Consider the following 26,307-nt stretch of genomic DNA (forward strand, 5'->3'; position numbering starts at 1 on the left):
GACTAAATTCTGTGTTTCAACTAAAACCCATGTTTTAACGAAACCCACGTTATGTACCAATAAGATAACCCACATGGTGCTTAACGCCGGGCTGATTTTATCGTTTAGCCTATATAGCTCGCTGGCAGCGGCCGGTTTTGAGGTGGTGGCACTGGGGGTGGATGGGGGTGTCAGCGATGGCAATCTGACATCTTATCTGATTCGTGATGATAGCCAGCCGGTCTATTTAGCTCTGGATGCCGGTTCGGTGTTACCGGGTATTGCCAAAGCTCTGGAGAAGGGCGCTTTCCCCGAGATTACCGATGAAACCGCCGCCCCGCTGACACGTCAGGGTTATATCTTCCGCCAGCGCATCAACAGCTATTTTCTTAGTCATGCCCATCTTGACCATGTTTCCGGCCTGATTATCGGTTCGCCGGAAGACAGCAAAAAGACCCTTTATGCCTCGGCAGACACGATTGATGTATTGCGAAACTACTATTTTAACTGGCGTGTCTGGCCTAACTTTACTGACAGCGGCAGCGGTACCCGGCTGGGAACCTATCGCATGCAGATGGTGCGGCCAAATCAACCTTTAAGCCTGGGCTTAACCCGTTTGACGGGGGAATTGTATCCACTGAGCCATGATAAGTCCCCCTCTGCTATGTTATTGATCAGCAGTAATAATCAGTCATTTGCCTATTTTGGTGATACTGGCCCGGATGAGATGGAAAAGTCGAAAAATCTGGATACGGTGTGGCGTAACCTGGCCGAAAAGGTTAAACAGCAGCAATTGAAAGGGATGATAATCGAAGTTTCTTTCCCCAATGACGTTGCTGATAGCAAGTTGTACGGCCATATGACGCCTAAGTGGTTGCTGAAGGAATTGAAAAATCTGGAGAAATACAGCGGTGAAGGCCAACCATTAAAGGGGCTACCGGTGGTTATCAGTCATATAAAACCTTCATTTAAACAGGGGCAAGATGTGCGTAAAACCATTGCCACTGAGTTGCAACAAGGCAATGATATGGGGGTTAATTTTATCCTGATGGAGCAAGGCGATAGCCAGCGTTTTTAACTACCCATTTATATTTTTTGAGGCTGATGAAATGCGCAATACCGAACTGGAAACTCTACTCAATAACCAACTGAATATTTCGGCTTTTCAAGACTATGCACCCAATGGTTTGCAAGTTGAGGGGCGCGAAGAGATCAAGCGCATTGTCACCGGCGTGACCGCCAGCCAGGCACTATTGGATGCTGCGGTTGGGCAACAGGCCGATGCTATTTTGGTTCATCACGGTTATTTCTGGAAAAATGAACCGGTCGTGGTGCGTGGAATGAAACGTAACCGGCTGAAAACATTGCTTACCAACGATATTAATTTGTATGGCTACCATTTGCCACTGGATGCTCATCCTGAATTAGGCAATAACGCGCAATTGGCTAAATTACTGGGTATTCGGGGGGTGGGTGAAATTGAATCTTTCTTACCTTATGGTGAGTTTGATGCACCGTTAAATGCGGTAATTTTACGTGAACGGCTGGAAAAGTTGTTGGGCCGTGAGGTATTACATTGTGGTGATCGAGCGCCAGTAGATGTGCGTCGTCTTGCCTGGTGTACCGGCGGCGGGCAGGGTTTTATCCAACAAGCGGCTGATTTTGGTGTTGATGCATTTATCACTGGTGAAGTTTCAGAGCAAACAATTCATATTGCCCGGGAGATGGGCGTGAATTTTTATGCTGCGGGGCATCACGCCACTGAGCGTTACGGCATCAAGGCGTTAGGCGAATGGTTGGCTAGCAAGCATCAATTTGAAGTTATCTTTATCGATATCCCCAATCCCGCCTGACCATTATGCAACATTATGCACTGGTAATAAGTATCGGTGCATAACCTACTGTAGATATCTCCTTGTTTATGTGCAATTAAACCATACTTTAAAAAAGGTTTTATCCTCTCTCTGGCTATTTAAAATCACCATCTGGTCATAGTTGGATGATAAACCGACAGTTTTTAAGAATATTTGCTCTCTATAGCCTGATTCTAAATAAGAAAAGAATCGATTATTTACCACTTTCCTTCGTGAAAAACTTCAAAATACGCGGTTTCCAGCGGTTAATTTCAGTATTTACATTGAATCTAGTGATTGCTGATATCTATTGGTTGATTCAGTTCTATTGACAGCAGTTAGGTGCTAACGCATAAATATGTCCTTATAAAAGCTATTTATCTAATGAAAATAAAAACTATACATGTCTTAGGGGGACGGGAGTGCAAAGAGCACGATGCTATTTATTGGGAGAGAGTGCGGTGGTTCTGGAATTGGAACCGCCGGTAACATTAGCAAGCCAGCAACGGATCTGGGGCTTGGCTGATCGTCTGATTCATCATCCTGATGTCCTTGAAGCGATTCCGGGTATGAATAATCTGACTCTATTATTGTCAGATCCACAAAATACGGCGCTGGACGCCATTGAACGCCTCCAACGCTGGTGGGAAGAGAGCGAATCATTAGTGCCTGAATCACGTGATATCACCATTCCAGTGATTTATGGCGGTGAGGCAGGCCCAGACCTGGCTGAAGTGGCTCGTCACACCGGTATGACAGAGCGTCAGGTGGTGGAGTGCCACGCTGGTGCGAGCTATATCGTCTATTTTTTGGGGTTCCAGCCGGGCTTCTCATATCTGGGGGGGATGCCGGAAAAGCTCGCCACGCCACGGCGTGCTGAACCACGTTTAGTGGTAGCACCCGGTTCTGTCGGTATTGGCGGTAGCCAAACCGGTATCTATCCACTGGCAACGCCCGGTGGCTGGCAACTTATTGGCCGCACATCATTGGCACTGTTTAACCCGCTGGAGATGCCGCCAACCTTGTTACGGCCCGGCGATAATGTGCGCTTCCTGCCCTTAAAGGAGGGCGTATGCTGAATATTATTCGTTCAGGTATTTATACCACAGTCCAAGACAGTGGCCGTGGCGGTTTTCGCCGTTTGGGAATCAGTCAGGGTGGGGCACTCGATTTACCGGCGCTCAGCATGGCAAATATGCTGGTAGGTAATGAGCCTGATGCTGCCGGGCTGGAAATTACCCTGGGTCAGTTTACGGCACAATTTACGCAACCAGGCTGGATAGCGGTGACAGGAGCCGGTTGCGATGCCCGACTTGATAATCAGTTGCTGTGGACCGGCTGGCGTTATCCGGTCAAGCCGGGGCAGCAGCTAAAACTCAGTGTGCCACATCGGGGAATGCGCAGCTATTTAGCCATCTCTGGAGGGATTGCAGTACCGGAGATGTTGGGTTCACGCAGCACCGACCTGAAAGCCGGTTTTGGCGGTTATCAGGGGCGACTGATCAAAGATGGCGACACCCTGCCATTAGGCCAAGCTACACGTTTACCACGTGAATCAGTCGGTATCAAACAACTGTTATTTGGTAACCGTGTCCGGGCTGTTCCTGGCCCGGAATATCATGAGTTCGACGATATCGCACAGGGTGCTTTTTGGCGTGAAGCCTGGCAACTCAGCCCACAGAGCAACCGTATGGGATATCGCCTGACCGGGCGCGAATTAGCGCGCACCACGGACCGCGAGATGTTATCCCACGGATTATTACCCGGCGTGGTGCAAGTGCCGCACAACGGCCAACCGATTGTGCTGATGGCTGACGCGCAAACAACCGGCGGTTATCCGCGCATTGCCTGCGTTATCGAAGCAGATCTTTACCATTTAGCTCAGCTTAGGCTCGGCGAACCGGTGCATTTTGTGCCATGCACAGTTGAGGAAGCGCTGCGGGCCAAAGCGGAGCAACAGCATTTCTTAAAACAGATCGCATGGGGTTTACAGCAAGGATTCGATGCGACGGAGGCCAAATGAAGATTGATTTAAACGCCGACTTAGGTGAAGGCTGCGCTAATGATCAAGCACTGCTGCAATTGGTCAGTTCAGCCAATATTGCCTGTGGCTTTCATGCCGGTGATGCGCAGACCATGCGCCAGTCGGTGCGCTGGGCTATGGAATATGGCGTTGCTATCGGTGCGCATCCGAGTTTCCCTGATCGCGAGAATTTTGGTCGAACCGCGATGCAGTTACCCCCTGAGACGGTGTATGCCCAAGTGGTTTATCAATTAGGTGCCTTGGCAGCCATCGTGAAGGCGGAGGGCGGCGTGATGCAACATGTGAAGCCTCATGGCATGTTGTATAACCAGGCGGCGGTTGATCCTCTGCTGGCGGATGCAATAGCTAAAGCGGTGAAAGCCGTGGACACGTCGTTACGGCTGGTTGGATTGGCGGGAAGCGAATTGATCCGTGCCGGTGAGCGCGCAGGTTTGGTGACCCGACAAGAGGTATTCGCTGATCGCCGCTATCAGCCTGATGGCACTCTAGTGCCGCGCAGCCAGCCAGATGCCTTAATTGAAAGTGACGAGTTGGCGTTGTCACAAACGTTGGCAATGGTACAGCGTCAGCAGGTTCAGGCTCGTGATAGCAGTTGGGTAGCGGTACAGGCGGATACAGTATGCGTCCACGGTGATGGCGCCCATGCCTTGGATTTTGCCCGCCGTTTACGCCACAGTTTTCAGCAGCAAAATATCACGGTAACCGCGCAGTAAGATGGACGTTGGGCAGTAAAAATTATAACCGCCTGGCCCGGGTGGAATGGCTTCATCAATTAGATACATATCACACTTTATAACAACACTTTAGGACAGGAGAGTCACCTTGGAACAAACGGTAAACCTTTGGCCGCTAATTGGTATTGCGGCGATCGTAATCGGATTTTTACTGCGCATCAACGCAGTACTGGTGGTGATTACCGCCGGCATCATCACTGGTCTGGCGGCGCTAATGCCAATGGCCACTATTTTGGAAAAACTGGGTGAAGGTTTTCTCAATACCCGCAACCTACCTCTGATTCTGTTACTGCCACTGGCTGTTATCGGCTTGCTGGAGCGCCACGGCTTGAAAGAGCGAGCGCAGGCGTGGATTTCACAAATTAAAAGTGCCACCTCTGGCCGTTTATTGATTGTGTATCTGTTTGTGCGTGAAGCGACAGCCGCGCTGGGTTTAACCAGTCTGGGTGGTCATCCGCAAATGGTACGGCCATTACTGGCACCGATGGCAGAAGGGGCGGCTGAAACCCGTTATGGTGAGTTACCGGAGAAAGTGCGTTATCGCCTGCGTGCAATGTCTGCCGCGACCGATAACGTTGGGTTGTTCTTCGGTGAAGATATTTTTGTCGCTTTCGGTGCGATTATTTTTATGCACAACTTTATGCTGGAATCCGGTGGCATTCAGACCGAGCCGTTACACATTGCGTTGTGGGGTATCCCGACTGCGATTTGTGCTTTCCTGATCCACGCCTACCGTTTGCAACGTTTGGATAAACATCTCGCCGCTGAGTTAACCGCGCTGAGTCAGTCTGCTTTGGCTACCAAGGGAGACGCAAAATGATTTTCCAACAACAATATCTTTATTGGCTGGCTGGCGTAGTGCTGTTGATCGTCGCGTTAATGTCATTTCGTGATAAGGCCAACCCACGTCGTATCACCACCGGCTTATTTTGGGGGTTATACGGGCTGATTTTCCTGGTGGGCGATTGGACCTATCGTCTGGCCAATACTTTGGCGGGCGAGGGGCCGGATGAGAAGCGCATTCTGAATATTACTGTCGGTGTGGTGGTGGTGATTATGGCGCTGATTGCCGGTTTTGGTGGGGTAAAACTGGGTAGCTATCATCAACGCACTCCAGAACAGCGCGAAGTGAGTGCCAAGCGTTTGGGGAATCGGCTGTTCATCCCGGCATTGGCTATCCCGGTGGTGACGGTTATTGGTGTGCTGCTGTTTAACAATATCCCCGCGCTGGATCAATGGCTGTTTGGTACCGGCAACCACGCCACCTTAGTCACCTTATTCTCGATGACTGTTGGTTGTGTTCTCGGTTTGATTATTGCGGTCGTCATGACCCACGAAACCGCGGCACAACCGGTGCAGGAAGCTCGGCGTTTGCTCGATTCCATCGGCTGGGCATTTATCTTGCCACAGATATTGGCCACCCTTGGCCTGCTGTTTACCACCGCCGGGGTCGGAACCGCTATTGCCCATCTGACACAGGAATATCTGGCAGTCGATCATCGCTTTGTCGCCGTGGCGGTCTATGCTATTGGCATGGCACTGTTAACCATGATCATGGGTAATGCCTTTGCTGCCTTCCCCATCGTTACTGCCGGTATCGGTATTCCAATTTTAGTATTGCAACACGGCGGTAATCCCGCAGTGATGGCAGCTATTGGTATGTTCTCAGGTTACTGCGGTACCTTAATGACCCCGATGGCAGCCAACTTTAATATCGTTCCTGCTGCGTTACTGGAGTTGCCGGATAAGAATGCGGTGATTAAAGCCCAGATTCCAACCGGGGTGACTCTTTTGATTGTTAACGTATTCTTGCTGTATTTCCTGATGTTCCTCTAGGAGTGGTGATGAGAAGTGTATTAATTACCGGGTTTGAGCCATTTGGTGGGGAGCGAGTAAATCCTTCTTGGGAAGTGGTCAAACAATTGAATGATTTAATGCTGGGTGGGGTCAGAGTGGTGGCTCGCCAGTTGCCTTGCGCCTTTGGTGAAGCATTAACTGCGTTGAATGCCGCGATAGATGAGATTCAGCCAGTATTGGTGTTGGCTGTCGGTCAGGCCGGGGGACGCGCCGATATTACTATCGAACGGGTAGCTATTAACGTTGATGATGCTCGTATTCCTGACAATTTGGGGAATCAACCGGTAGATCAGCCGATAGTTGAGGATGGCCCGGCGGCGTACTTTACCCGTTTGCCCATCAAGGCGATGGTGCAGGGTATCCGTGAGGCGGGCATTCCGGCCTCGGTCTCCCAGACGGCCGGAACCTATGTCTGTAACCATGTGATGTACGGGTTATTGCATCGGTTAAATCAGCTCAATAGTGAGGTGAAGGGTGGTTTCATTCATATCCCTTATCTGCCGGAACAGGCGGTAGCTCACCCCGGAACACCCAGTATGTCAACACATTCAGTGCTGGTAGCCTTAGAACTGGCTATCTCTATTGCCATGCAAATTGAACACGATCTGCACATATCAGGCGGCGCGATCCACTGATTTTCCTATAAAAAAACGCCACCTTCACAGGTGGCGCTCTCGTCATAAACAGCCTAACTACTCTGCTTATTTCTTCAGTTGACTATTGAAGTCACGTTCGGCATAACCGGTATAAAGCTGACGCGGACGGGCAATTTTAAGGCCCTCATCGTGCATTTCATTCCAGTGAGCAATCCAGCCAATGGTACGGGCTATCGCGAACATCACAGTAAACATTGAAGACGGGATCCCCATGGCTTTCAGGATGATACCTGAATAGAAGTCCACGTTTGGATATAGCTTTTTCTCAACGAAGTAGGGGTCTTCCAGTGCGATACGTTCCAGCTCTTTCGCGACAGCAAATAGGCTGTCATTTTCCAGTTTGAGTTCTTTCAATACCTCATCACAGGTTTCTTTCATCACCGTAGCGCGCGGATCGTAATTCTTATACACGCGGTGACCGAAGCCCATCAGACGGAACGAGTCGTTTTTATCCTTCGCGCGTTTGATAAATTCTGGAATGTGCTCGACAGATTTAATCTCTTCCAGCATTTTCAGGCAGGCTTCGTTCGCGCCGCCGTGAGCTGGCCCCCACAGAGATGCTATCCCCGCGGCGATACAGGCAAACGGGTTAGCGCCCGAAGAACCGGCGGTGCGCACGGTAGAGGTAGAGGCGTTCTGTTCGTGGTCGGCATGTAGGATAAAAATACGATCCATCGCGCGTTCCAGCACCGGGTTGACTTCATACTCTTCGCACGGTGTGGAGAACATCATACGCAGGAAGTTACCGGCATAGGACAGGTCGTTACGTGGATAAACGAAGGGCTGGCCGATGGAATATTTGTAACACATGGCAGCCACTGTTGGCATTTTAGACAGCAGACGGAAGGCGGTAATTTCACGATGGCGCTCGTTGTTTACATCCAGTGCGTCATGGTAGAACGCGGCCAGTGCACCGGTCACTCCGCATAATACAGCCATCGGATGTGAGTCGCGACGGAACCCACGGAACAAGCTGGTGATTTGCTCGTGGATCATGGTGTGGCGGGTTACTGTCGCTTTGAAGGTTTCATACTCTTCTGTTGTGGGTGTTTCGCCGTACAGCAGAATGTAGCAAACTTCCAGATAAGTAGAGTTTTTTGCCAATTGATCAATAGGGTATCCACGATGCAGTAGGATCCCTTTATCACCATCGATAAACGTGATTTTTGATTCGCAGGACGCGGTAGAGGTAAACCCAGGGTCATAGGTAAAATACCCTTTAGAACCTAAAGTGCTGACGTCGATCACGTCAGTGCCGAGGGTTGGGGATAGAACCTTCAGTTCAATCGCAGCTTCGCCTGCCAGATTCAGCGTCGCTTTTTTATCAGCCATTTACAGTCTCCTTCGCGCTTATTTTAAAAACCGCTAACAACTGGAATGTCTTAGATGCCTGTAGGGCATTATCTTATCGGCACTGCTCTGTTTGATTCACGATTAAACGTTTTATTCACGATTAAAACATGATTTAGGGTACAGAGTGTCTTACCAATGCGGCCAGCGATCCGAGAGGCTGGATCGATAGCGACGTTACAAAGTTGTTAACGATTTGTCGGATGCTTATCGTTTATAGTTCATTGCCTACGATATCTATGGGGATATTCACTTAATACACTGTTGCATAACTTAGGCTTATGGGGAAGTGTATCCGCAGACCTTTAGTGCATCATAGGGCTTATTTCTACCCTAGTTGTAATGGAAATGTTTATTCTTTGTCAAATCAGATAATTAATTTTATATAAATTGTGTAAATCGTGATCCTAATCACTGTTCAGGGGAAATGTTACCAATCGGTTTGTGTGGGAATTGTAATAAGAATGTGAACCCCCTATACTGCCGCCAGGTCTCCGGATTACCCTGAAGTAGGAGCACCCAGCGTTATATAGAACACGTCATCTAGGCATGCAGGATGTTATGTTTAAATGTGCGATGTGAAGGGTTTCGGCTCTTAACGCTGTCTGATCCCAACAAGGCCCGGAGGAAGGAAAATAATAAGAGCTGTGTGGGCAAAACCGTGAAAAAACAAAGACCTGTCAACTTGGATCTGCAAACGATTCGATTTCCCGTTACTGCGATAGCGTCCATTTTACACCGAGTCTCTGGCGTAATTACTTTCGTTGCCGTTGGTATCCTCCTTTGGCTGTTAGGTTTGTCTGTTTCCTCGCAAGAGGGATTCATGCAAGCAGCGGCTGTCATGAATAGTTTTATTGTTAAATTCATCTTCTGGGGAATACTTACTGCACTGGCCTATCACGTTTGCTGTGGCATCCGTCACTTGCTTATGGATTTTGGCTACATCGAAGAGAGCTTGGCTGCGGGGACCCGCTCCGCCCAAGTAACAATGGTGTTAACCTTGGTGCTGTCAGTTTTAGCTGGAGTCCTCGTATGGTAAGCAATGCTTCTGCGTTAGGGCGTAATGGAGTACACGACTGGCTGTTACTGCGTGCTTCTGCAATCGTCATCACTCTTTATATTCTTTATATACTGGGCTTCGTCGTTATTGTCCCGGACATCACCTATGAAATCTGGCGCGGCTTTTTTGCCTCGCACATCACAAAAGTATTTACCCTGCTGACCTTACTGTCGATTCTGGCTCACGCTTGGATTGGTCTGTGGCAGGTATTAACGGACTATATAAAGCCGCTAGCGGTACGACTGGTGTTACAACTGGCCGTCGTGGTTACGCTGCTGGTCTATCTATTGTATGGAACAATTGTGGTGTGGGGTGCTTAAATGAAACTGCCGGTCAGAGAGTTTGACGCTGTTGTCGTCGGTGCAGGTGGTGCAGGTATGCGCGCCGCACTGCAAATTTCACAAATGGGGCTGTCTTGTGCCCTGATATCTAAAGTTTTCCCTACCCGTTCCCATACGGTATCTGCGCAGGGCGGTATTACCGTGGCGCTGGGTAATACCCATGAAGATAACTGGGAATGGCATATGTATGACACGGTAAAAGGTTCCGATTATATCGGTGACCAGGATGCCATTGAATATATGTGTAAAACCGGTCCAGAGGCGGTACTCGAACTGGAACATATGGGGTTACCTTTCTCCCGTTTAGAAGATGGCAGCATTTACCAGCGGCCATTTGGTGGGCAATCGCGCAACTTTGGCGGTGAGCAGGCGGCGCGAACTGCGGCAGCCGCTGACCGTACCGGCCATGCGCTATTACACACCCTTTATCAGCAAAACCTGAAAAACCACACCACTATCTTCTCTGAGTGGTATGCACTGGATCTGGTGAAAAATCAGGATGGCGCCTTTGTTGGCTGTACGGCTATCTGTATTGAAACCGGTGAAGTGGTCTATTTCAAAGCGCGGGCCACGGTGCTGGCCACCGGTGGTGCGGGTCGTATCTATCAATCAACCACCAATGCGCACATTAATACCGGTGACGGCGTGGGGATGGCACTGCGTGCCGGTGTACCGGTGCAGGATATGGAAATGTGGCAGTTCCACCCGACGGGTATCGCTGGGGCGGGGGTGCTGGTTACCGAGGGTTGCCGTGGTGAAGGCGGTTATCTGCTGAATAAGCACGGTGAACGCTTTATGGAACGTTATGCCCCGAACGCCAAAGATTTGGCGGGTCGTGACGTGGTTGCACGTTCCATTATGATTGAAATCCGTGAAGGTCGTGGCTGTGATGGTCCTTGGGGCCCACATGCCAAACTGAAGTTAGATCATTTAGGTAAAGATGTGCTGGAATCCCGTCTGCCGGGCATCCTTGAGTTATCTCGCACCTTTGCTCACGTTGACCCGATTAAAGAGCCTATTCCGGTTATTCCAACCTGTCATTACATGATGGGCGGTATTCCGACCAAAGTGACCGGCCAGGCAATTACAGTAAATGAAAAGGGTGAAGATGTTGTCATCCCTGGTTTGTTTGCGGTCGGTGAAATCGCCTGTGTTTCCGTCCACGGTGCCAACCGCCTGGGGGGCAACTCATTGCTGGACCTGGTGGTGTTTGGTCGTGCCGCCGGTATGCATCTGCAAGAGTCATTACTGGAGCAGGGTGCTAGCCGCGATGCCAGCGAATCAGATATTGAAGCCTCACTGGAACGAATGAACCGTTGGAACAACACCCGTTCAGGTGAAGATCCAGTTGAGATCCGCAAAGCACTGCAATCTTGCATGCAGCATAACTTCTCGGTATTCCGCGAAGGTGATGCGATGGCGAAAGGGTTGGAAGAGTTAAGAACTATCCGCGAACGTCTGCAAAATGCCCGTCTGGATGACACTTCCAGCGAGTTCAATACCCAGCGTATTGAATGTCTGGAATTGGATAACCTGATGGAAACTGCGTTTTCCACTGCCGTATCAGCAAACTTCCGTACCGAAAGTCGTGGTGCTCATAGCCGCTTTGACTTCCCGGATCGTGATGATGCTAACTGGCTGTGCCATTCGCTCTATTTACCAGACACTGAGAGCATGACCCGCCGTGAGGTAAACATGCAGCCTAAGCTACGCGCGGCATTCCCGCCGAAAGTGCGTTCTTATTAATGCATGTGTTGTGTTGATAGGGTTAAACCTAACCCGTTGCGGAGGAAAAGGTCATGAAACTTGAGTTCTCAATTTATCGTTATAACCCGGACATCGATAACGCGCCGCACATGCAGGATTATGAGCTGGAAGCGGAAGAAGGCCGGGATATGATGTTGCTGGATGCGCTCATCCAGTTGAAAGAAAAAGATCCTACCCTGTCGTTTCGCCGTTCATGCCGTGAAGGTGTGTGTGGTTCAGACGGTTTGAATATGAATGGCAAAAACGGTCTGGCTTGTATTACGCCAGTCTCGGCATTGCAAAAGGGTAATAAAAAGATTGTGATTCGCCCATTGCCGGGGTTACCGGTGGTGCGGGATTTAGTGGTCGATATGGGGCAGTTTTATACTCAGTACGAGAAAATTAAACCTTACCTGTTGAATGATGGCAAAAATCCGCCGGCACGTGAGCATCTGCAATCCCCGGAACAGCGCGAAAAACTGGATGGTTTGTATGAATGCATCCTGTGCGCCTGTTGCTCGACATCTTGTCCGTCATTCTGGTGGAATCCAGATAAGTTTGTCGGCCCGGCAGGGTTACTGGCTGCTTATCGCTTCCTGATTGACAGCCGTGATACCGAAACAGCAGCACGGTTGGATGACCTGGACGACGCTTTTAGTGTTTTCCGCTGCCATAGCATCATGAATTGTGTCAGTGTTTGTCCTAAAGGCCTTAACCCGACCAAAGCAATTGGTCACATTAAGTCTATGTTGTTACAGCGTAGCGCATGATAGTTACAGCGTAGCGCAGGTATAGCTACAGTGTAGTGATTGATAGCTACAGGGTAGCGAATGATAGTTGCAACGTAGTGCATGATGTGAGTTTATTAACCCGGGGAATGTATTTCCCGGGTTGCTTCAAGGTAGGGAATCTCTAAAAGCCGGCATGCAGTCAGTTTTTAGAGGTTCCTTGAACGGGACCGTTAAGGTCCATAACAGAACGTGCATTGAGCACGTCGAGTGAACCGTTTTTACGGCAAACCGTTGATACTACGGTGTATATGTTAACCACGGCGAAAACTGAAGCTTCAAAGCTTAAGGGATCATGATGCAGAACGGCGCAATGAAGGCCTGGCTGGATTCCTCCTATCTGGCGGGCGCGAACCAGTCCTACATAGAGCAGCTCTATGAAGACTTTTTAACCGATCCTGGTTCCGTTGATGATAGTTGGCGTTCAATTTTTCAACAGCTACCAACAACGGGTGTAAAACCTGATCAGTTCCACTCTCAAACACGTGAGTATTTCCGTCGCCTGGCGAAGGATTCCTCTCGTTATAACTCATCCATCAGCGATCCTGAAAATGATGCCAAGCAAGTTAAGGTGTTGCAGTTAATCAACGCCTTCCGCTTCCGTGGTCATCAACATGCCAACCTTGATCCACTCGGTTTGTGGAAGCAGGAGTCTGTTCCAGACCTCGAGCCTTCCTACCACCACCTGACCGAAGCCGATTTCCAAAACACCTTCAATGTGGGTTCTTTTGCTATTGGCAAAGAAACCATGAAGTTGTCTGACCTGTATGCAGCACTGAAACAGACCTATTGCGGCTCTATCGGCGCTGAATACATGCACATTACCAACACCGAAGAAAAACGCTGGCTTCAGCAGCGTATTGAGTCGGTGGTTGGGAAACCGACATTCAGTGATGAAGAAAAACGTCGCTTCCTGAGCGAATTGACTGCCGCTGAAGGTCTGGAACGTTATTTAGGGGCTAAATTCCCGGGCGCGAAGCGTTTCTCGCTGGAGGGCGGCGATTCGCTGGTCACCATGCTGAAAGAGATGATTCGCCATGCGGGGAAAAATGGTACCCGTGAAGTGGTTCTGGGGATGGCTCACCGTGGCCGCCTCAACGTATTGATCAACGTTTTGGGTAAGAAGCCGGAAGATTTGTTTGACGAATTTGCCGGTAAGCATAAAGAGCATCTGGGGACCGGTGACGTTAAATATCACCAAGGCTTCTCATCCGATGTGGAAACTGAAGGCGGCCTGGTTCACCTGGCACTGGCCTTTAACCCATCCCATCTGGAAATTGTCAGCCCGGTGGTTATCGGTTCGGTACGTGCACGCCGTGATCGTCTGGATGAAGCACGCAGTAATATGGTTCTGCCAATCACTATTCATGGTGATGCGGCGATTACCGGCCAGGGCGTGGTGCAAGAAACACTGAATATGTCACAGGCACGTGGCTATGAAGTGGGCGGGACGGTGCGCATTGTTATCAACAACCAGATTGGTTTCACTACGTCGAACCCACTGGATGCGCGTTCTACCCAGTACTGTACCGATATCGCCAAAATGGTACAGGCTCCGATTTTCCACGTGAATGCTGATGATCCTGAAGCTGTGGCGTTTGTTACCCGTCTGGCGTTGGATTTCCGTAACACCTTTAAACGTGACGTGATGATCGATCTGGTTTGCTACCGCCGCCATGGGCATAACGAAGCCGATGAGCCAAGTGCAACGCAGCCCGTGATGTATCAGAAGATCAAAAAACACCCGACGCCGCGCAAGATTTATGCTGACAAGCTGACCGAGCAAAATATCGCCAGCCTGGAAGATGCCACGGAAATGGTCAACCTGTATCGTGATGCGCTGGATGGTGGTGACTGTGTGGTGGAAGAGTGGCGTCCGATGAATCTGCAATCCTTCACCTGGTCGCCGTATCTGAACCATGAGTGGGACGAAGAATATCCAAGCAAAGTTGAGATGAAACGCCTGCAAGATCTGGCGCGTCGCATCAGCCATGCACCGGAAGCCATTGAAATGCAATCCCGTGTTGCCAAGATTTATGGCGATCGTGCTTTGATGGCAAGTGGTGAGAAGCCGTTTGACTGGGGGGGGGCTGAAACACTGGCTTACGCAACGCTGGTAGATGAAGGGATTCCGATTCGTTTATCTGGTGAAGATGCGGGTCGCGGTACCTTCTTCCATCGTCATGCGGTGATTCATAACCAGAAAAATGGCTCGGTTTATGTGCCGCTGGCGAATGTACACAGCGGGCAGGGTGACTTCCAGGTCTGGGACTCCGTGCTGTCAGAAGAAGCGGTGTTGGCATTTGAATATGGCTATGCCACCGCAGAACCACGCACCCTGACTATTTGGGAAGCGCAGTTTGGTGACTTTGCCAACGGTGCGCAAGTGGTTATCGACCAGTTCATCAGCTCCGGTGAGCAGAAATGGGGCCGGATGTGTGGCCTGGTGATGTTGCTGCCACATGGTTATGAAGGGCAGGGACCAGAGCACTCCTCCGCACGATTGGAGCGTTATCTGCAACTTTGTGCCGAACAAAATATGCAGGTGTGTATCCCCTCTACGCCGGCGCAGGTTTACCACATGATCCGCCGCCAGGCATTACGTGGTATGCGTCGCCCGCTGGTGGTAATGTCACCTAAGTCATTGTTGCGTCATCCGTTGGCCATATCATCGCTTGATGAATTGGCAAATGGCAGCTTCTTGCCAGCGATTGGTGAAGTTGACGAGCTGGATGCGAAAGGCGTCAAACGTGTCGTCATGTGTTCAGGCAAAGTGTATTACGACCTGCTGGAACAACGCCGTAAGAATGGGCAAACCGATGTTGCTATCGTGCGTATCGAGCAGCTTTATCCGTTCCCGCATCATGCTGTACAAGCGGTGTTGGAACAGTTCGCTCATGTGCATGATTTCGTCTGGTGCCAGGAAGAGCCGCTGAACCAGGGTGCCTGGTATTGTAGTCAGCACAACTTCCGCGAAGTGATTCCATTTGGCGCTTCCTTGCGTTATGCAGGTCGCCCGGCATCAGCTTCACCGGCAGTTGGATACATTTCCGTACACCAGAAACAACAACAAGCTCTGGTTAATGACGCGCTGACCGTCGAGTAGCGAGCCGGTTAACATATAAAGGATAGAGAATGAGTAGCGTAGATATTAATGTTCCTGACCTCCCTGAGTCTGTCGCTGATGGCTCTGTAGCAACTTGGCACAAGAAACCGGGCGACAGCGTTAAACGCGATGAAGTGCTGGTTGAGATTGAGACGGACAAAGTGATTCTGGAAGTTCCGGCCAGTCAGGACGGTATTTTAGACGCCATTTTGGAAGACGAAGGCGCGACTGTGACCTCACGTCAGGTACTGGGCCGTATTCGTCCAAGTGACAGCTCAGGTAAGCCGACGGAAGAAAAAAGTCAAAGCACTGAGTCCACTCCGGCGCAGCGCCAGACCGCTAGCCTGGAAGAAGAGAGTAACGATACTCTCAGCCCGGCAATTCGTCGTCTGATTGCAGAACACGACCTTGATGCTACTGCCATTAAAGGCAGTGGCGTGGGTGGCCGTATTACCCGTGAAGATGTCGATAGTCATTTGGCAAACCGTAAAACGGCACCGGCAGTGGCTGAAACCAAAGTAGCCGCCGCCGCACCTGCGGCACTGGCTAGCCGTAGCGAAAAACGCGTACCTATGACCCGCTTGCGTAAACGTGTTGCTGAGCGTTTGTTGGAAGCGAAAAACAGTACAGCAATGCTGACCACGTTTAACGAAATCAATATGAAGCCGATCATGGACCTGCGTAAGCAGTACGGTGAAGCTTTCGAGAAGCGCCACGGTGTTCGTCTGGGCTTTATGTCCTTCTATATCAAAGCGGTAGTTGAAGCTTTGAAACGTTATCCTGAAGTGAATGCTTCTATTGATGGCGAAGATGTGGTCTATCACAACTACTTTGATGTCAGTATTGCGGTTTCTACCCCGCGCGGTCTGGTGACTCCAGTGTTGCGTGATGTAGATACACTGGGTATGGCTGATATCGAGAAGAAAATCAAAGAACTGGCTGTAAAAGGCCGTGACGGCAAACTGAAAGTAGAAGAGTTGACTGGCGGTAATTTCACCATTACCAATGGCGGCGTATTCGGCTCCCTGATGTCGACTCCGATCATTAACCCACCACAAAGCGCGATCCTTGGTATGCATGCTATCAAAGACCGGCCAATGGCGGTAAATGGTCAGGTAGTGATTCTGCCAATGATGTATTTGGCACTGTCCTACGATCACCGTTTGATTGATGGCCGCGAGTCCGTGGGTTATCTGGTGACGGTGAAAGAGATGCTGGAAGATCCAGCTCGCTTACTGCTCGACGTATAAAAAAGATAAATGACAAGGTCAGTCTGATTGCAAGGTGTTGATTAACCTGCCTCCGTGCAATCAGGCTACCTAGTAGGCTTCGGCCCATCTCAGACCTTATATGGATAGAACATCATGAATTTACACGAATATCAGGCAAAACAACTGTTTGCTCGGTATGGCATGCCAGCGCCAACTGGCTACGCTTGTACTACACCGCGTGAAGCAGAAGAAGCCGCATCTAAAATCGGTGCTGGCCCGTGGGTGGTTAAATGTCAGGTGCATGCGGGTGGTCGCGGTAAAGCGGGCGGCGTGAAACTGGTTAACAGCAAAGAAGATATTCGTGCTTTCGCTGAACAGTGGTTGGGTAAAAACCTGGTGACCTACCAGACAGATGCCCACGGTCAGCCGGTTCACCAAATTCTGGTTGAAGCTGCGACTGATATCGATAAAGAGCTGTATCTGGGCGCGGTTATTGACCGTAGCTCCCGTCGCGTGGTGTTTATGGCATCCACTGAAGGCGGTGTTGAAATTGAGAAAGTTGCCGAAGAAACGCCTGAACTGATCCACAAAATTGCATTGGATCCGTTGACGGGGCCGCAGCCTTATCAGGGCCGCGAGTTAGCCTTTAAACTGGGCCTGAGCGGTAAGCAAGTCACTCAGTTCACCAAGATCTTTATGGGCCTGGCAACATTGTTCCTGGAACGTGACCTGGCGATGGTTGAGATCAACCCGCTGGTGATTACCAAACAAGGTGATCTGATCTGTCTGGATGGCAAGCTGGGTGCTGATGGTAACGCCTTGTTCCGTCAACCAGAACTGCGTGAAATGCGTGATAAGTCGCAGGAAGATAAACGTGAAGCTGATGCGGCGCAGTGGGAACTGAACTACGTGGCGTTGGATGGCAACATTGGTTGCATGGTTAACGGTGCCGGTTTGGCAATGGGAACCATGGACATCGTGAAACTTCACGGTGGTGAACCGGCTAACTTCCTCGATGTTGGCGGTGGTGCAACCAAAGAGCGCGTGACTGAAGCATTCAAAATCATTCTGTCTGATGACAAAGTGAAAGCGGTTCTGGTTAACATTTTCGGCGGCATTGTGCGCTGTGACCTGATCGCTGACGGCATCATTGGTGCGGTTGAAGAAGTGGGCGTAAACGTGCCAGTGGTGGTTCGTCTGGAAGGAAATAACGCTGAACTGGGTGCCAAAAAATTGGCAGACAGCGGTTTGAATATCATTGCTGCGACCAGCCTGACAGATGCGGCTCAGCAAGTTGTAGCGGCAGTGGGGGCTAAATAATGTCTATTTTAATTGATAAAAACACCAAAGTTATTTGCCAGGGTTTTACCGGTAGCCAGGGGACTTTCCACTCCGAACAAGCTATTGCCTATGGTACAAAAATGGTTGGCGGCGTAACGCCAGGTAAAGGCGGCACCCAGCATCTGGGCCTGCCAGTATTCAATACCGTACGTGAAGCAGTAGAAACTACCGGTGCTACGGCATCTGTTATCTACGTGCCAGCGCCGTTCTGTAAAGACTCCATTCTGGAAGCTATTGATGCCGGTATCAAACTGATCATCTGTATTACTGAAGGTATCCCAACACTGGATATGCTGGTAGTAAAAGTCAGATTAGAACAGTCTGATGCACGGATGATCGGCCCGAACTGCCCAGGTGTTATCACCCCAGGTGAATGTAAGATTGGCATCATGCCGGGCCACATTCATTTACCGGGCAAAGTGGGTATTGTTTCTCGTTCCGGTACTTTGACCTATGAAGCGGTAAAACAAACCACGGATATCGGCTTCGGTCAGTCAACTTGTGTTGGCATCGGTGGCGACCCGATCCCAGGCTCTAACTTCATTGATATTCTGAAGTTGTTCCAGGAAGACCCGCAGACTGAAGTTATTGTGATGATCGGTGAAATTGGTGGTAACGCTGAAGAAGAAGCCGCTGCTTATATTAAAGATCACGTGACCAAACCTGTTGTGGGTTACATCGCCGGTGTAACTGCACCAAAAGGTAAGCGTATGGGCCACGCAGGCGCCATCATTGCGGGTGGTAAAGGAACTGCGGATGATAAGTTCGCGGCGCTGGAAGCTGCCGGTGTGAAAACAGTCCGTAGCCTGGCTGAAATTGGTAATGCCGTGAAAGCTGTTTACCAAAGTAATAAATAACATCGAGTGCACTGGTTTCAGTGTTAGTTCGACACCTGAGGCCACCTTGCGGTGGCCTTTTTTGTGGCTAATCAGAACGTATTCAGGGCGGTGATTAAGATAATATCTGTTTGCGCTTGTTGCTTAGCCTGCTCAGTGCTGGCACTGGCAGTTTGTTGCTGCAACGCAGCCAATGCAGCATCATAACTGGCTCTATCCTTAAACAACTTATCTTTGACATTGATAGACGCGATGTTGGTATAGCGGCCATCAGCCGTCACGGGCACAGCAAGTGTGCCGTTATTAATCAGCTGTTTAACAATCTGCCGCTCTTTCTCGTAGCCTTCCAACCCGATTAAATGCCAGCGCTGCTGAGTTTTACCCTCATACTTCCCGGCCTTAATATCAGTCAAATAGCGAATGGTCAGATTACGTATTGTGCCGTCTTCCTCACCGTACTGTGCTTTACTGTCTGATAACACTTGGAATTTCTGTCCTTCCAATGCGCCACCTTTTTGCGTCAAATGCCCCATCCGGTAACTGTTCATGCCCAGATGAATAGGGGTGCTATCGGTAACAGGCGTGCCGTCATTGAGGCGCAGGTCGGTGATACGTGAGCCGACTGGCTGACGTAAATCAATGGTGTAAGTCACACCATCGAAGAAGTCATTGGTCGAATATTTTGAAGCGCGACGTTGTGGATTAAAACTGTAGGTGACATCACCCGCTTTAACCTGATTAAAGTAATCAGCCGACCACTCCATGTACTGTTTTAACGCTTTACCGGTCAGAGCATAAACGGTGATTTCACCGCCGGCATATTGATAGTTAAATGCAATGTCTTTAGCGGTGATATCCCCGACATCCAGTTTAGGATGGTCGTTATCAATCTGTAAGGCAATAACCTGCGCCTGAGGAGCATAATAATGTGCCGCCTCCTGATACAACGCGCTGATACCGGTATCCTGAATATGAACCTGAGGAATACCTTTAATCTCATCGGCCGGTACCAGATTACTGCCGCTCAAGGTTGCAATCACCCGATTAGCATTGGCGCGCAAAATATCATGATAAGGCTGGTAAATCGCTTCCAGCTTTTTATCAGACTCGACTCCCTTGATCGGGTAGGTATAGCTGTCTTTATCCACCAGATGATATTTACCCTCACGCTGCTCAAATTTCAGGTCAATGCGGGAGAGCGCGCGGCCATACTTATCCGGCTCAGTGATAATGACACCGTTAACCACTGCTTTATCAATCTTCACATGCATATGGCCTGCGACAATGGCTGCCAGCTCTGGATTGGCCTTGGCGATATCGCCAACCCCGGTGCCAGGGCGCTGATTCTCATTATCGACTCCCATATGGGCAACCAGCACGATGGCATCTACTTGTGGCTGGATTTGCTGAATAACCTTTTTCACTTCTTGTACTGGATCGGTGAAATGAATGCCATTGATACGGTCGGTGCCTTGTGCAAACTCCGCAGTCATTGGGGTATCCATGCCAATAATGCCGATTTTCACCCCCTGACGTTCGATGATTTTATAAGAGGGGAGGTAAGGTTTACCTGAATCCCAGAAGATATTCCCCGCCAGTGCCGTGCCATCAAATTGTTTTAGTGAAGTGGAAAGGGCTTTCAGGCCAAAATCAAATTCGTGGTTGCCCATCACCCAGGCATCATATTTCAAGGCATTGAAGCCGAGAATCATCGGGCTTATCGGCTCATTTTTAAAGGTTTCAACAAAGTTGCCCTGAAGGGTATCACCGGCATCGACCAGAATCACATTCGGCTGTTCAGCCCGTATTTTTTGCACTTTCGTGGCTATCTGGCTCAGACTGCCGGCTAAGTTTTCACTGTCGCTGGCATAGTCCCACGGCACAAAAGTACCATGTAAATCAGAGGTGCCTAAAATAGTGATATCAACTTGTTGCGCGGCGATGGAAGCGGTACTGACACAGAGTAATGTGGTGAGCGCTATTTTTTTCATTGTAGAGGATTCAATATTTTATCAAGAAATAGCATTTCATCATGCAACAAAATGGCAACACTTGCGAACGCTTCCCTCAAGTTAGACTAATATATTTATATAAAACTCGGAATTGTGATTTAACTCACCCTGAGTGTAATAAATTTAAACGTTAATCTGGATCGCATAATAACGCAGTAATAAAGCATTAGATAAACCATAAAATTACATTTCATTAACAGTTCGGGGTTATATAAAAACAATCAAACTTTTAATTAACATGAAAAAGAATTAATTGTCCTAAATCAAGTTTTGAATATAGCAATAATGTTCATATGAGCTTAAATTGTTCTAGATCAAACTACGGCGGGATGGGCAAATGGCCTGTTTGTTGACCTGTATCCAGAACTCAACGCTGGGTCACGTAAAATCCTATTTATTGTGTGGGATTAGAAGCGTACTATTACCGCGGTGTAATACTGGGTAGTTGATATTGTTATTTTTGTTGTGTTTTTTTGGGCATTCACTGCGGGGTAATTTCAGGGCTTCCAATTTAGTTAGCGGAGGCTCGGTTGCCGCAAGTCGGAGTCTTCCTGCGAGGAGCAAGGAGTCAAGATGTTTGATATTGTCGAACTGTCACGGTTACAGTTTGCCTTAACGGCAATGTACCATTTCTTATTTGTCCCACTAACGCTGGGTATGGCGTTTATGTTGGCAATTATGGAATCGGTTTATGTGCTGTCTGGTAAACAAATCTATAAAGATATGACCAAATTCTGGGGCAAGTTATTTGCTATTAACTTTGCTCTGGGGGTTGCTACTGGTTTGACTATGGAGTTCCAGTTCGGGACTAACTGGTCATATTTCTCACATTACGTCGGTGATATCTTCGGTGCCCCTCTGGCAATCGAAGGTTTGATGGCGTTCTTCCTGGAGTCTACTTTCGTCGGTCTGTTCTTCTTCGGATGGGATCGCCTGAGTAAACATCAGCATTTGGCTGTAACCTGGCTGGTTGCATTAGGCTCTAACTTCTCTGCGTTGTGGATCTTGGTTGCCAACGGTTGGATGCAAAACCCGATTGCATCTGATTTCAACTTTGAAACTATGCGTATGGAAATGCTGAGCTTCTCTGAACTGGTTCTCAACCCGGTTGCACAGGTGAAATTCGTTCACACTGTAGCGGCAGGGTATGTGACTGGCGCGATGTTTGTGCTGGGTATCAGCTCTTACTATCTGTTGAAAGGCCGTGATATTCCGTTTGCCAAGCGTTCCTTTGCCATTGCGGCGAGCTTTGGTTTGGCTGCCGTATTGTCGGTTATCGTGCTGGGTGATGAATCTGGTTACGAAATGGGCGATGTGCAGAAAACCAAATTGGCTGCAATTGAAGCTGAATGGGAAACCCAACCGCCTCCGGCAGCCTTTACGCTGTTTGCTATCCCGAATCAAGAAACCATGGAGAACCGATTTGCGGTTCAGATTCCATTTGCCTTGGGGATAATAGCGACCCGTTCATTGGATACACCGGTTATCGGCTTGCGTGATTTGATGTCTCAACATGAAGTCCGTATCCGTAATGGTATCCATGCTTACAGTCTGCTAGAAAAATTACGTTCGGGTAACACTGACCCTGCGGTGCGTGAAGCCTTTAGTAAGGCGAAACAAGATCTGGGCTACGGTCTGTTACTGAAGCGTTATACCCAAAACGTTACCGATGCGACTGAAGAGCAAATTCAGTTGGCGGCTAAAGACTCAATCCCACGTGTTCTGCCACTGTATTTCGCTTTCCGCATCATGGTTGCCTGTGGTTTCCTGATGTTGCTGATTATCGGTCTGTCCTTCTATAACGTAGTTCGTGGCCGGATTGGTGAGAAAAAATGGTTACTGCGCGCAGCATTGTTTGGTATTCCGTTGCCGTGGATTGCAGTAGAAGCAGGTTGGTTTGTGGCGGAATATGGTCGTCAGCCATGGGCTATCGGTGAAGTGCTGCCGACAGCAATTGCAAACTCGTCAGTCACCGCTGGGGATATTCTATTCTCCATGGGGTTGATCTGTGGTCTGTACACGCTGTTCCTGGTGGCAGAAATGTACCTGATGTTCAAATTCGCGCGCCTTGGGCCAAGTAGCCTGAAAACCGGCCGCTATCATTTTGAACAGCCGACTGCCCCAGTGCAGGAAGCACGGTAAACAGGAGTCCACTTATGTTTGATTATGAAGTATTACGATTTATCTGGTGGCTGCTGATCGGTGTGCTGCTGATTGGGTTCGCAGTAACCGATGGTTTCGATATGGGTGTCGGTATCCTGCTGCGGATCATCGGTAAGAATGATACAGAACGTCGTATTATGATTAACTCGATTGCCCCTCACTGGGATGGTAATCAGGTTTGGTTGATCACTGCGGGTGGGGCGCTGTTTGCTGCCTGGCCAATGGTGTATGCAGCCGCATTCTCCGGCTTCTATATTGCGATGATTCTGGTATTGGCTGCGTTATTCTTCCGTCCGGTCGGTTTTGATTACCGTTCTAAGGTGGAAGATAACCGTTGGCGCAATATGTGGGACTGGGGCATTTTTGCTGGTAGCTTCGTGCCAGCGGTAGTCTTCGGTGTGGCATTCGGTAACTTGCTGCAAGGGGTACCGTTCCACATGGATAGCTACATGCGCCTGTTCTACACCGGTAACTTCTTCCAGTTGCTGAACCCGTTTGGGTTACTGGCGGGTGTTGTCAGCTTGACCATGCTGGTAACGCAAGGTGCTACTTACCTGCAAATGCGTACCCGTGGTGAGTTGCATCTGCGCTCCCGTACTGCGGCTCAGATCTCTGCGTTGGTGATGAGTGTGGCCTTCCTGTTGGCCGGTATCTGGTTAGTTAAAGGTATTGATGGCTTCGTTATAACTTCAGCTCTGGATACGGCGGCTGAATCTAACCCGATGCGCAAAGAAGTTGCACATCAGGCGGGTGCATGGTTGATTAACTTCAATAAGTACCCAAGCCTGTGGGCGCTGCCTGCTCTTGGGGTTATTCTGCCACTGTTCACCATTTTGCTGTCGCGCTTTGAAAAAGGGGCTTGGGCCTTCCTGTTCTCATCACTGACTATTGCCTGTGTGATTCTGACTGCCGGGGTAACTATGTTCCCATTCGTCATGCCGTCAAGCACAGTGCCAAATGTCAGTCTGACAATGTGGGATGCCACCTCTAGCCTGTTGACGCTGAAAGTGATGACCGTTGTTGCGATAATCTTTGTTCCTATCATCCTGCTGTACACCAGTTGGTGTTACTACAAGATGTTCGGGCGCATTGATAAAGACTTTATCGAAAACAATAAGCACTCACTGTACTAAGGAGCATAAAGCATGTGGTATTTTGCCTGGATTCTAGGGACACTTCTGGCCTGCTCCTTTGGTATCATTACTGCTCTGGCGCTGGAGCAGAGTGAAGCCAATGCAGCAGCGAAAGCCGCTAATAATGGCAATGATGATGTTGTCCGATAAGTTATACGATTTACTGGATAAGGGCCCGCTGCGGGCCCTTTCACTGGTGCTCGCCTTTGCTGTGGCATTCTGTGTGTTTTGGGACCCTTCACGTTTTGCGGCGGCAACCAGTTCACTTGAGGTCTGGCAAGAGGTGTTTATCGTGTGGGCGGTTTGTACCGGTGTGATTCATGGGGTAGGTTTTCGCCCTAAGCGGATATGGTTGCGTGCTTTTTTCTCACCACTTCCCGCAATTGTGATCTTGGCCGCGGGATTATTCTACTTTTTTGTCTAATCTGAACACAATCTATCCTTATGGGCCATTCGGCCCATAATTATTTTCGTTCTATTCCCTCAAGTGATTCCAAAGCTTAGCGCTCTTCAGTATAGTGTGTCCGTTAACTGCATTACTGGGAAGTAGAGTGAGTAATACGTTGTTTCGATGGCCGGTACGTGTCTATTTTGAAGACACCGATGCTGGCGGCGTGGTATACCACGCACGCTACGTTGCCTTTTATGAAAGGGCGCGCACTGAAATGTTGCGCCAACGCAATTTTCACCAGCAGCAATTGCTCAGTGAGCATGTCGCTTTCGCTGTCCGCCGCATGACGGTAGAATACCTGGCACCGGCACGTCTTGATGATATGCTGGAAGTACAGAGTGAAATTACCGCAATGCGTGGGGCTTCTCTCACGTTTGCTCAACGAATTCTCGACACACATGGCAATCTTCTGAGTAGTGCAGAAGTATTGATCGCATGTATCGATCCACACCAAATGAAGCCAAGAGCGCTTCCTAAGTCTATTGTCGCGGAGTTTAAGTAGTGGCTGACATGAACATTCTGGATTTATTCCTGCAGGCAAGCCTATTCGTTAAGCTTATCATGCTGGTATTAATGGGCTTTTCTATTGCTTCATGGGCGATCATCATTCAACGAACGCGTATTCTGAATGCTGCCACCCGCGATGCAGAAGCCTTTGAAGATAAGTTTTGGTCCGGTATTGAGCTGTCTCGCTTGTATCAGGAAAGCCAGGCTCGTCGCGAGACTCTCGGGGGCTCCGAGCAGATCTTCCATTCTGGATTTAAAGAGTTTGCCCGTTTACATCGCGCAAACAGCCATGCACCAGAGGCGGTGATTGACGGTGCCTCCCGTGCGATGCGCATCTCAATGAACCGTGAATTAGAAGCTCTGGAAACTCATATTCCATTCCTCGGTACTGTTGGTTCCATCAGCCCGTATATTGGCCTGTTTGGTACAGTATGGGGGATTATGCATGCCTTTATTTCTCTGGGTGCAGTAAAGCAGGCGACGTTACAAATGGTCGCACCAGGTATTGCCGAAGCACTGATTGCTACCGCGATCGGTCTGTTCGCTGCGATCCCTGCTGTTATGGCCTATAACCGCCTGAACCAGCGCGTGAATAAACTTGAACAAAACTATGACAACTTCATGGAAGAGTTCATTGCTATTCTGCATCGTCAGGCTTTTGCCAGCGCCGAGAGCAAATAAGTAGGGGGTTGTATGGCGCGAGTACGTGGTCGTAAACGTCGCGAGCTTAAGTCTGAAATTAACATTGTTCCCTTACTGGACGTGTTGCTGGTGCTATTGCTGATCTTTATGGCGACCGCGCCGATCATTACGCAAAGCGTTGAGGTGGATCTGCCCGACGCGACGGACTCAAAAACCGTCTCAAGTGATGATAATCCACCAGTGATTGTGGAAGTGTCAGGGGTGGGTCAATACTCGTTGGTGGTAGATCACCAGCGGATGGAGCAACTGCCTTCAGAACAAGTTGTGGCAGAGGCTCAGGCCAGATTGAAATCGAATCCGAAAACCGTGTTCCTGATAGGTGGTGCTAAAGAGGTGCCTTATGATGAAATTATCAAGGCTCTGAATATGCTGCATCAGGCGGGTGTGACGTCGGTGGGCTTAATGACTCAACCGATATAAATTTGCGTTGATATTGG

General features: G+C 49.4%; 25 protein-coding genes. 23 read left to right on the top strand and 2 right to left on the bottom strand.

The window, feature by feature from the left end; all coding sequences use genetic code 11:
* The first annotated feature begins 73 nt into the window (after window positions 1–73).
* From Q2T71_RS05320 to pcp, 8 genes are all read left to right on the top strand, one after another.
* A complete protein-coding gene (locus tag Q2T71_RS05320; RefSeq protein WP_372559846.1) occupies window positions 74–1,057 on the top strand; it encodes an MBL fold metallo-hydrolase in 984 nt (327 codons plus the stop codon).
* Between the two features lie 31 nt (window positions 1,058–1,088).
* Entirely contained in the window at window positions 1,089–1,832 is a 744-nt protein-coding gene (locus Q2T71_RS05325; RefSeq protein ID WP_372558354.1) for a type 2 GTP cyclohydrolase I, read from the top strand.
* Between the two features lie 422 nt (window positions 1,833–2,254).
* A complete protein-coding gene (gene pxpB, locus Q2T71_RS05330) occupies window positions 2,255–2,911 on the top strand; it encodes a 5-oxoprolinase subunit PxpB (protein ID WP_050086195.1) in 657 nt (218 codons plus the stop codon).
* Window positions 2,905–3,855, top strand: coding sequence for a 5-oxoprolinase subunit PxpC (pxpC, locus tag Q2T71_RS05335; protein WP_372558355.1), 951 nt, complete (start codon window positions 2,905–2,907; stop codon window positions 3,853–3,855). The genes pxpB and pxpC overlap by 7 nt, the downstream gene beginning before the upstream one ends.
* Window positions 3,852–4,589 carry a 5-oxoprolinase subunit PxpA gene (pxpA, locus tag Q2T71_RS05340; protein WP_083159610.1) on the top strand — a complete coding sequence of 246 codons (738 nt, stop codon included), beginning with the start codon at window positions 3,852–3,854 and terminating at the stop codon, window positions 4,587–4,589. The genes pxpC and pxpA overlap by 4 nt, the downstream gene beginning before the upstream one ends.
* 109 nt (window positions 4,590–4,698) lie before the next feature.
* A complete protein-coding gene (locus tag Q2T71_RS05345; protein WP_372558356.1) occupies window positions 4,699–5,430 on the top strand; it encodes a DUF969 domain-containing protein in 732 nt (243 codons plus the stop codon).
* Window positions 5,427–6,446: a DUF979 domain-containing protein gene (locus Q2T71_RS05350; protein ID WP_372558357.1), complete on the top strand. Its 1,020-nt coding sequence runs from the start codon at window positions 5,427–5,429 to the stop codon at window positions 6,444–6,446. Before Q2T71_RS05345 ends, Q2T71_RS05350 begins: the two co-directional genes overlap by 4 nt.
* 8 nt (window positions 6,447–6,454) lie before the next feature.
* Entirely contained in the window at window positions 6,455–7,102 is a 648-nt protein-coding gene (gene pcp / locus Q2T71_RS05355; RefSeq protein ID WP_372558358.1) for a pyroglutamyl-peptidase I, read from the top strand.
* A gap of 66 nt (window positions 7,103–7,168) precedes the next feature.
* Here the strand turns inward: pcp and Q2T71_RS05360 are convergent, their stop codons facing one another.
* On the bottom strand, window positions 7,169–8,455 hold the full coding sequence (locus Q2T71_RS05360; protein ID WP_372558359.1) for a citrate synthase: 1,287 nt from the start codon (window positions 8,453–8,455) through the stop codon (window positions 7,169–7,171).
* Window positions 8,456–9,122: 667 nt separating this feature from the next.
* Between Q2T71_RS05360 and sdhC the strand changes: the two genes are divergently transcribed.
* From sdhC to sucD, 8 genes are all read left to right on the top strand, one after another.
* Window positions 9,123–9,512: a succinate dehydrogenase cytochrome b556 subunit gene (sdhC, locus tag Q2T71_RS05365; protein WP_372558360.1), complete on the top strand. Its 390-nt coding sequence runs from the start codon at window positions 9,123–9,125 to the stop codon at window positions 9,510–9,512.
* Window positions 9,506–9,853, top strand: a complete 348-nt coding sequence (sdhD, locus tag Q2T71_RS05370; RefSeq protein ID WP_050098880.1) for a succinate dehydrogenase membrane anchor subunit — start codon at window positions 9,506–9,508, stop codon at window positions 9,851–9,853. The genes sdhC and sdhD overlap by 7 nt, the downstream gene beginning before the upstream one ends.
* On the top strand, window positions 9,854–11,620 hold the full coding sequence (gene sdhA / locus Q2T71_RS05375; protein ID WP_083159603.1) for a succinate dehydrogenase flavoprotein subunit: 1,767 nt from the start codon (window positions 9,854–9,856) through the stop codon (window positions 11,618–11,620).
* 53 nt (window positions 11,621–11,673) lie between these two features.
* Window positions 11,674–12,390 (top strand): succinate dehydrogenase iron-sulfur subunit, encoded by a 717-nt coding sequence (locus tag Q2T71_RS05380; protein ID WP_083159601.1) that lies wholly within the window; start codon window positions 11,674–11,676, stop codon window positions 12,388–12,390.
* 316 nt (window positions 12,391–12,706) lie between these two features.
* Window positions 12,707–15,514 (top strand): 2-oxoglutarate dehydrogenase E1 component, encoded by a 2,808-nt coding sequence (gene sucA, locus Q2T71_RS05385; protein ID WP_083159599.1) that lies wholly within the window; start codon window positions 12,707–12,709, stop codon window positions 15,512–15,514.
* Window positions 15,515–15,543: 29 nt separating this feature from the next.
* The gene (gene odhB, locus Q2T71_RS05390; RefSeq protein WP_083159597.1) at window positions 15,544–16,764 is read left to right on the top strand and encodes a 2-oxoglutarate dehydrogenase complex dihydrolipoyllysine-residue succinyltransferase; all 1,221 of its coding nucleotides are present in this window, start codon (window positions 15,544–15,546) and stop codon (window positions 16,762–16,764) included.
* A 114-nt stretch (window positions 16,765–16,878) separates the two neighbouring features.
* Complete coding sequence (gene sucC, locus Q2T71_RS05395) at window positions 16,879–18,045, top strand: ADP-forming succinate--CoA ligase subunit beta (RefSeq protein ID WP_372558361.1); 1,167 nt, start codon at window positions 16,879–16,881, stop codon at window positions 18,043–18,045.
* Window positions 18,045–18,923, top strand: a complete 879-nt coding sequence (gene sucD / locus Q2T71_RS05400; protein ID WP_372558362.1) for a succinate--CoA ligase subunit alpha — start codon at window positions 18,045–18,047, stop codon at window positions 18,921–18,923. The genes sucC and sucD overlap by 1 nt, the downstream gene beginning before the upstream one ends.
* 71 nt (window positions 18,924–18,994) lie before the next feature.
* On the opposite strand, the gene Q2T71_RS05405 is transcribed toward sucD, so the two are convergent.
* Window positions 18,995–20,893: a bifunctional UDP-sugar hydrolase/5'-nucleotidase gene (locus Q2T71_RS05405; RefSeq protein ID WP_372558363.1), complete on the bottom strand. Its 1,899-nt coding sequence runs from the start codon at window positions 20,891–20,893 to the stop codon at window positions 18,995–18,997.
* Window positions 20,894–21,487: 594 nt separating this feature from the next.
* Here Q2T71_RS05405 and cydA point away from each other — a divergent pair.
* From cydA to tolR, 7 genes are all read left to right on the top strand, one after another.
* Window positions 21,488–23,056 (top strand): cytochrome ubiquinol oxidase subunit I, encoded by a 1,569-nt coding sequence (gene cydA / locus Q2T71_RS05410; protein ID WP_372558364.1) that lies wholly within the window; start codon window positions 21,488–21,490, stop codon window positions 23,054–23,056.
* Window positions 23,057–23,070: 14 nt separating this feature from the next.
* On the top strand, window positions 23,071–24,210 hold the full coding sequence (cydB, locus tag Q2T71_RS05415; RefSeq protein WP_083159589.1) for a cytochrome d ubiquinol oxidase subunit II: 1,140 nt from the start codon (window positions 23,071–23,073) through the stop codon (window positions 24,208–24,210).
* Window positions 24,211–24,222: 12 nt separating this feature from the next.
* Window positions 24,223–24,360: a cytochrome bd-I oxidase subunit CydX gene (gene cydX / locus Q2T71_RS05420; RefSeq protein ID WP_004712290.1), complete on the top strand. Its 138-nt coding sequence runs from the start codon at window positions 24,223–24,225 to the stop codon at window positions 24,358–24,360.
* On the top strand, window positions 24,347–24,634 hold the full coding sequence (ybgE, locus tag Q2T71_RS05425; RefSeq protein ID WP_372559847.1) for a cyd operon protein YbgE: 288 nt from the start codon (window positions 24,347–24,349) through the stop codon (window positions 24,632–24,634). The genes cydX and ybgE overlap by 14 nt, the downstream gene beginning before the upstream one ends.
* 127 nt (window positions 24,635–24,761) lie before the next feature.
* Window positions 24,762–25,163 carry a tol-pal system-associated acyl-CoA thioesterase gene (gene ybgC / locus Q2T71_RS05430; RefSeq protein WP_032907060.1) on the top strand — a complete coding sequence of 134 codons (402 nt, stop codon included), beginning with the start codon at window positions 24,762–24,764 and terminating at the stop codon, window positions 25,161–25,163.
* On the top strand, window positions 25,163–25,849 hold the full coding sequence (tolQ, locus tag Q2T71_RS05435) for a Tol-Pal system protein TolQ (RefSeq protein ID WP_005188971.1): 687 nt from the start codon (window positions 25,163–25,165) through the stop codon (window positions 25,847–25,849). The genes ybgC and tolQ overlap by 1 nt, the downstream gene beginning before the upstream one ends.
* A 12-nt stretch (window positions 25,850–25,861) precedes the next feature.
* Entirely contained in the window at window positions 25,862–26,290 is a 429-nt protein-coding gene (gene tolR / locus Q2T71_RS05440; protein WP_083159585.1) for a colicin uptake protein TolR, read from the top strand.
* Window positions 26,291–26,307: the final 17 nt, after the last annotated feature.

The organism is Yersinia sp. 1652 StPb PI, assembly GCF_041538345.1.
GTDB lineage: Bacteria > Pseudomonadota > Gammaproteobacteria > Enterobacterales > Enterobacteriaceae > Yersinia > Yersinia enterocolitica_E.

Coding starts and splice junctions, on each gene's coding strand:
- sdhD (WP_050098880.1), top strand. CDS start 9,506: ATGGTAAGCAATGCTTCTGCGTTAGGGCGTAATGGAGTACACGACTGG.
- pxpC (WP_372558355.1), top strand. CDS start 2,905: ATGCTGAATATTATTCGTTCAGGTATTTATACCACAGTCCAAGACAGT.
- cydA (WP_372558364.1), top strand. CDS start 21,488: ATGTTTGATATTGTCGAACTGTCACGGTTACAGTTTGCCTTAACGGCA.
- sucA (WP_083159599.1), top strand. CDS start 12,707: ATGCAGAACGGCGCAATGAAGGCCTGGCTGGATTCCTCCTATCTGGCG.
- ybgE (WP_372559847.1), top strand. CDS start 24,347: ATGTTGTCCGATAAGTTATACGATTTACTGGATAAGGGCCCGCTGCGG.
- pxpA (WP_083159610.1), top strand. CDS start 3,852: ATGAAGATTGATTTAAACGCCGACTTAGGTGAAGGCTGCGCTAATGAT.
- pcp (WP_372558358.1), top strand. CDS start 6,455: ATGAGAAGTGTATTAATTACCGGGTTTGAGCCATTTGGTGGGGAGCGA.
- odhB (WP_083159597.1), top strand. CDS start 15,544: ATGAGTAGCGTAGATATTAATGTTCCTGACCTCCCTGAGTCTGTCGCT.
- cydB (WP_083159589.1), top strand. CDS start 23,071: ATGTTTGATTATGAAGTATTACGATTTATCTGGTGGCTGCTGATCGGT.
- Q2T71_RS05325 (WP_372558354.1), top strand. CDS start 1,089: ATGCGCAATACCGAACTGGAAACTCTACTCAATAACCAACTGAATATT.
- Q2T71_RS05380 (WP_083159601.1), top strand. CDS start 11,674: ATGAAACTTGAGTTCTCAATTTATCGTTATAACCCGGACATCGATAAC.
- sucC (WP_372558361.1), top strand. CDS start 16,879: ATGAATTTACACGAATATCAGGCAAAACAACTGTTTGCTCGGTATGGC.
- cydX (WP_004712290.1), top strand. CDS start 24,223: ATGTGGTATTTTGCCTGGATTCTAGGGACACTTCTGGCCTGCTCCTTT.
- sdhA (WP_083159603.1), top strand. CDS start 9,854: ATGAAACTGCCGGTCAGAGAGTTTGACGCTGTTGTCGTCGGTGCAGGT.
- sucD (WP_372558362.1), top strand. CDS start 18,045: ATGTCTATTTTAATTGATAAAAACACCAAAGTTATTTGCCAGGGTTTT.
- Q2T71_RS05350 (WP_372558357.1), top strand. CDS start 5,427: ATGATTTTCCAACAACAATATCTTTATTGGCTGGCTGGCGTAGTGCTG.
- tolR (WP_083159585.1), top strand. CDS start 25,862: ATGGCGCGAGTACGTGGTCGTAAACGTCGCGAGCTTAAGTCTGAAATT.
- Q2T71_RS05320 (WP_372559846.1), top strand. CDS start 74: ATGGTGCTTAACGCCGGGCTGATTTTATCGTTTAGCCTATATAGCTCG.
- Q2T71_RS05360 (WP_372558359.1), bottom strand. CDS start 8,455: ATGGCTGATAAAAAAGCGACGCTGAATCTGGCAGGCGAAGCTGCGATT.
- Q2T71_RS05405 (WP_372558363.1), bottom strand. CDS start 20,893: ATGAAAAAAATAGCGCTCACCACATTACTCTGTGTCAGTACCGCTTCC.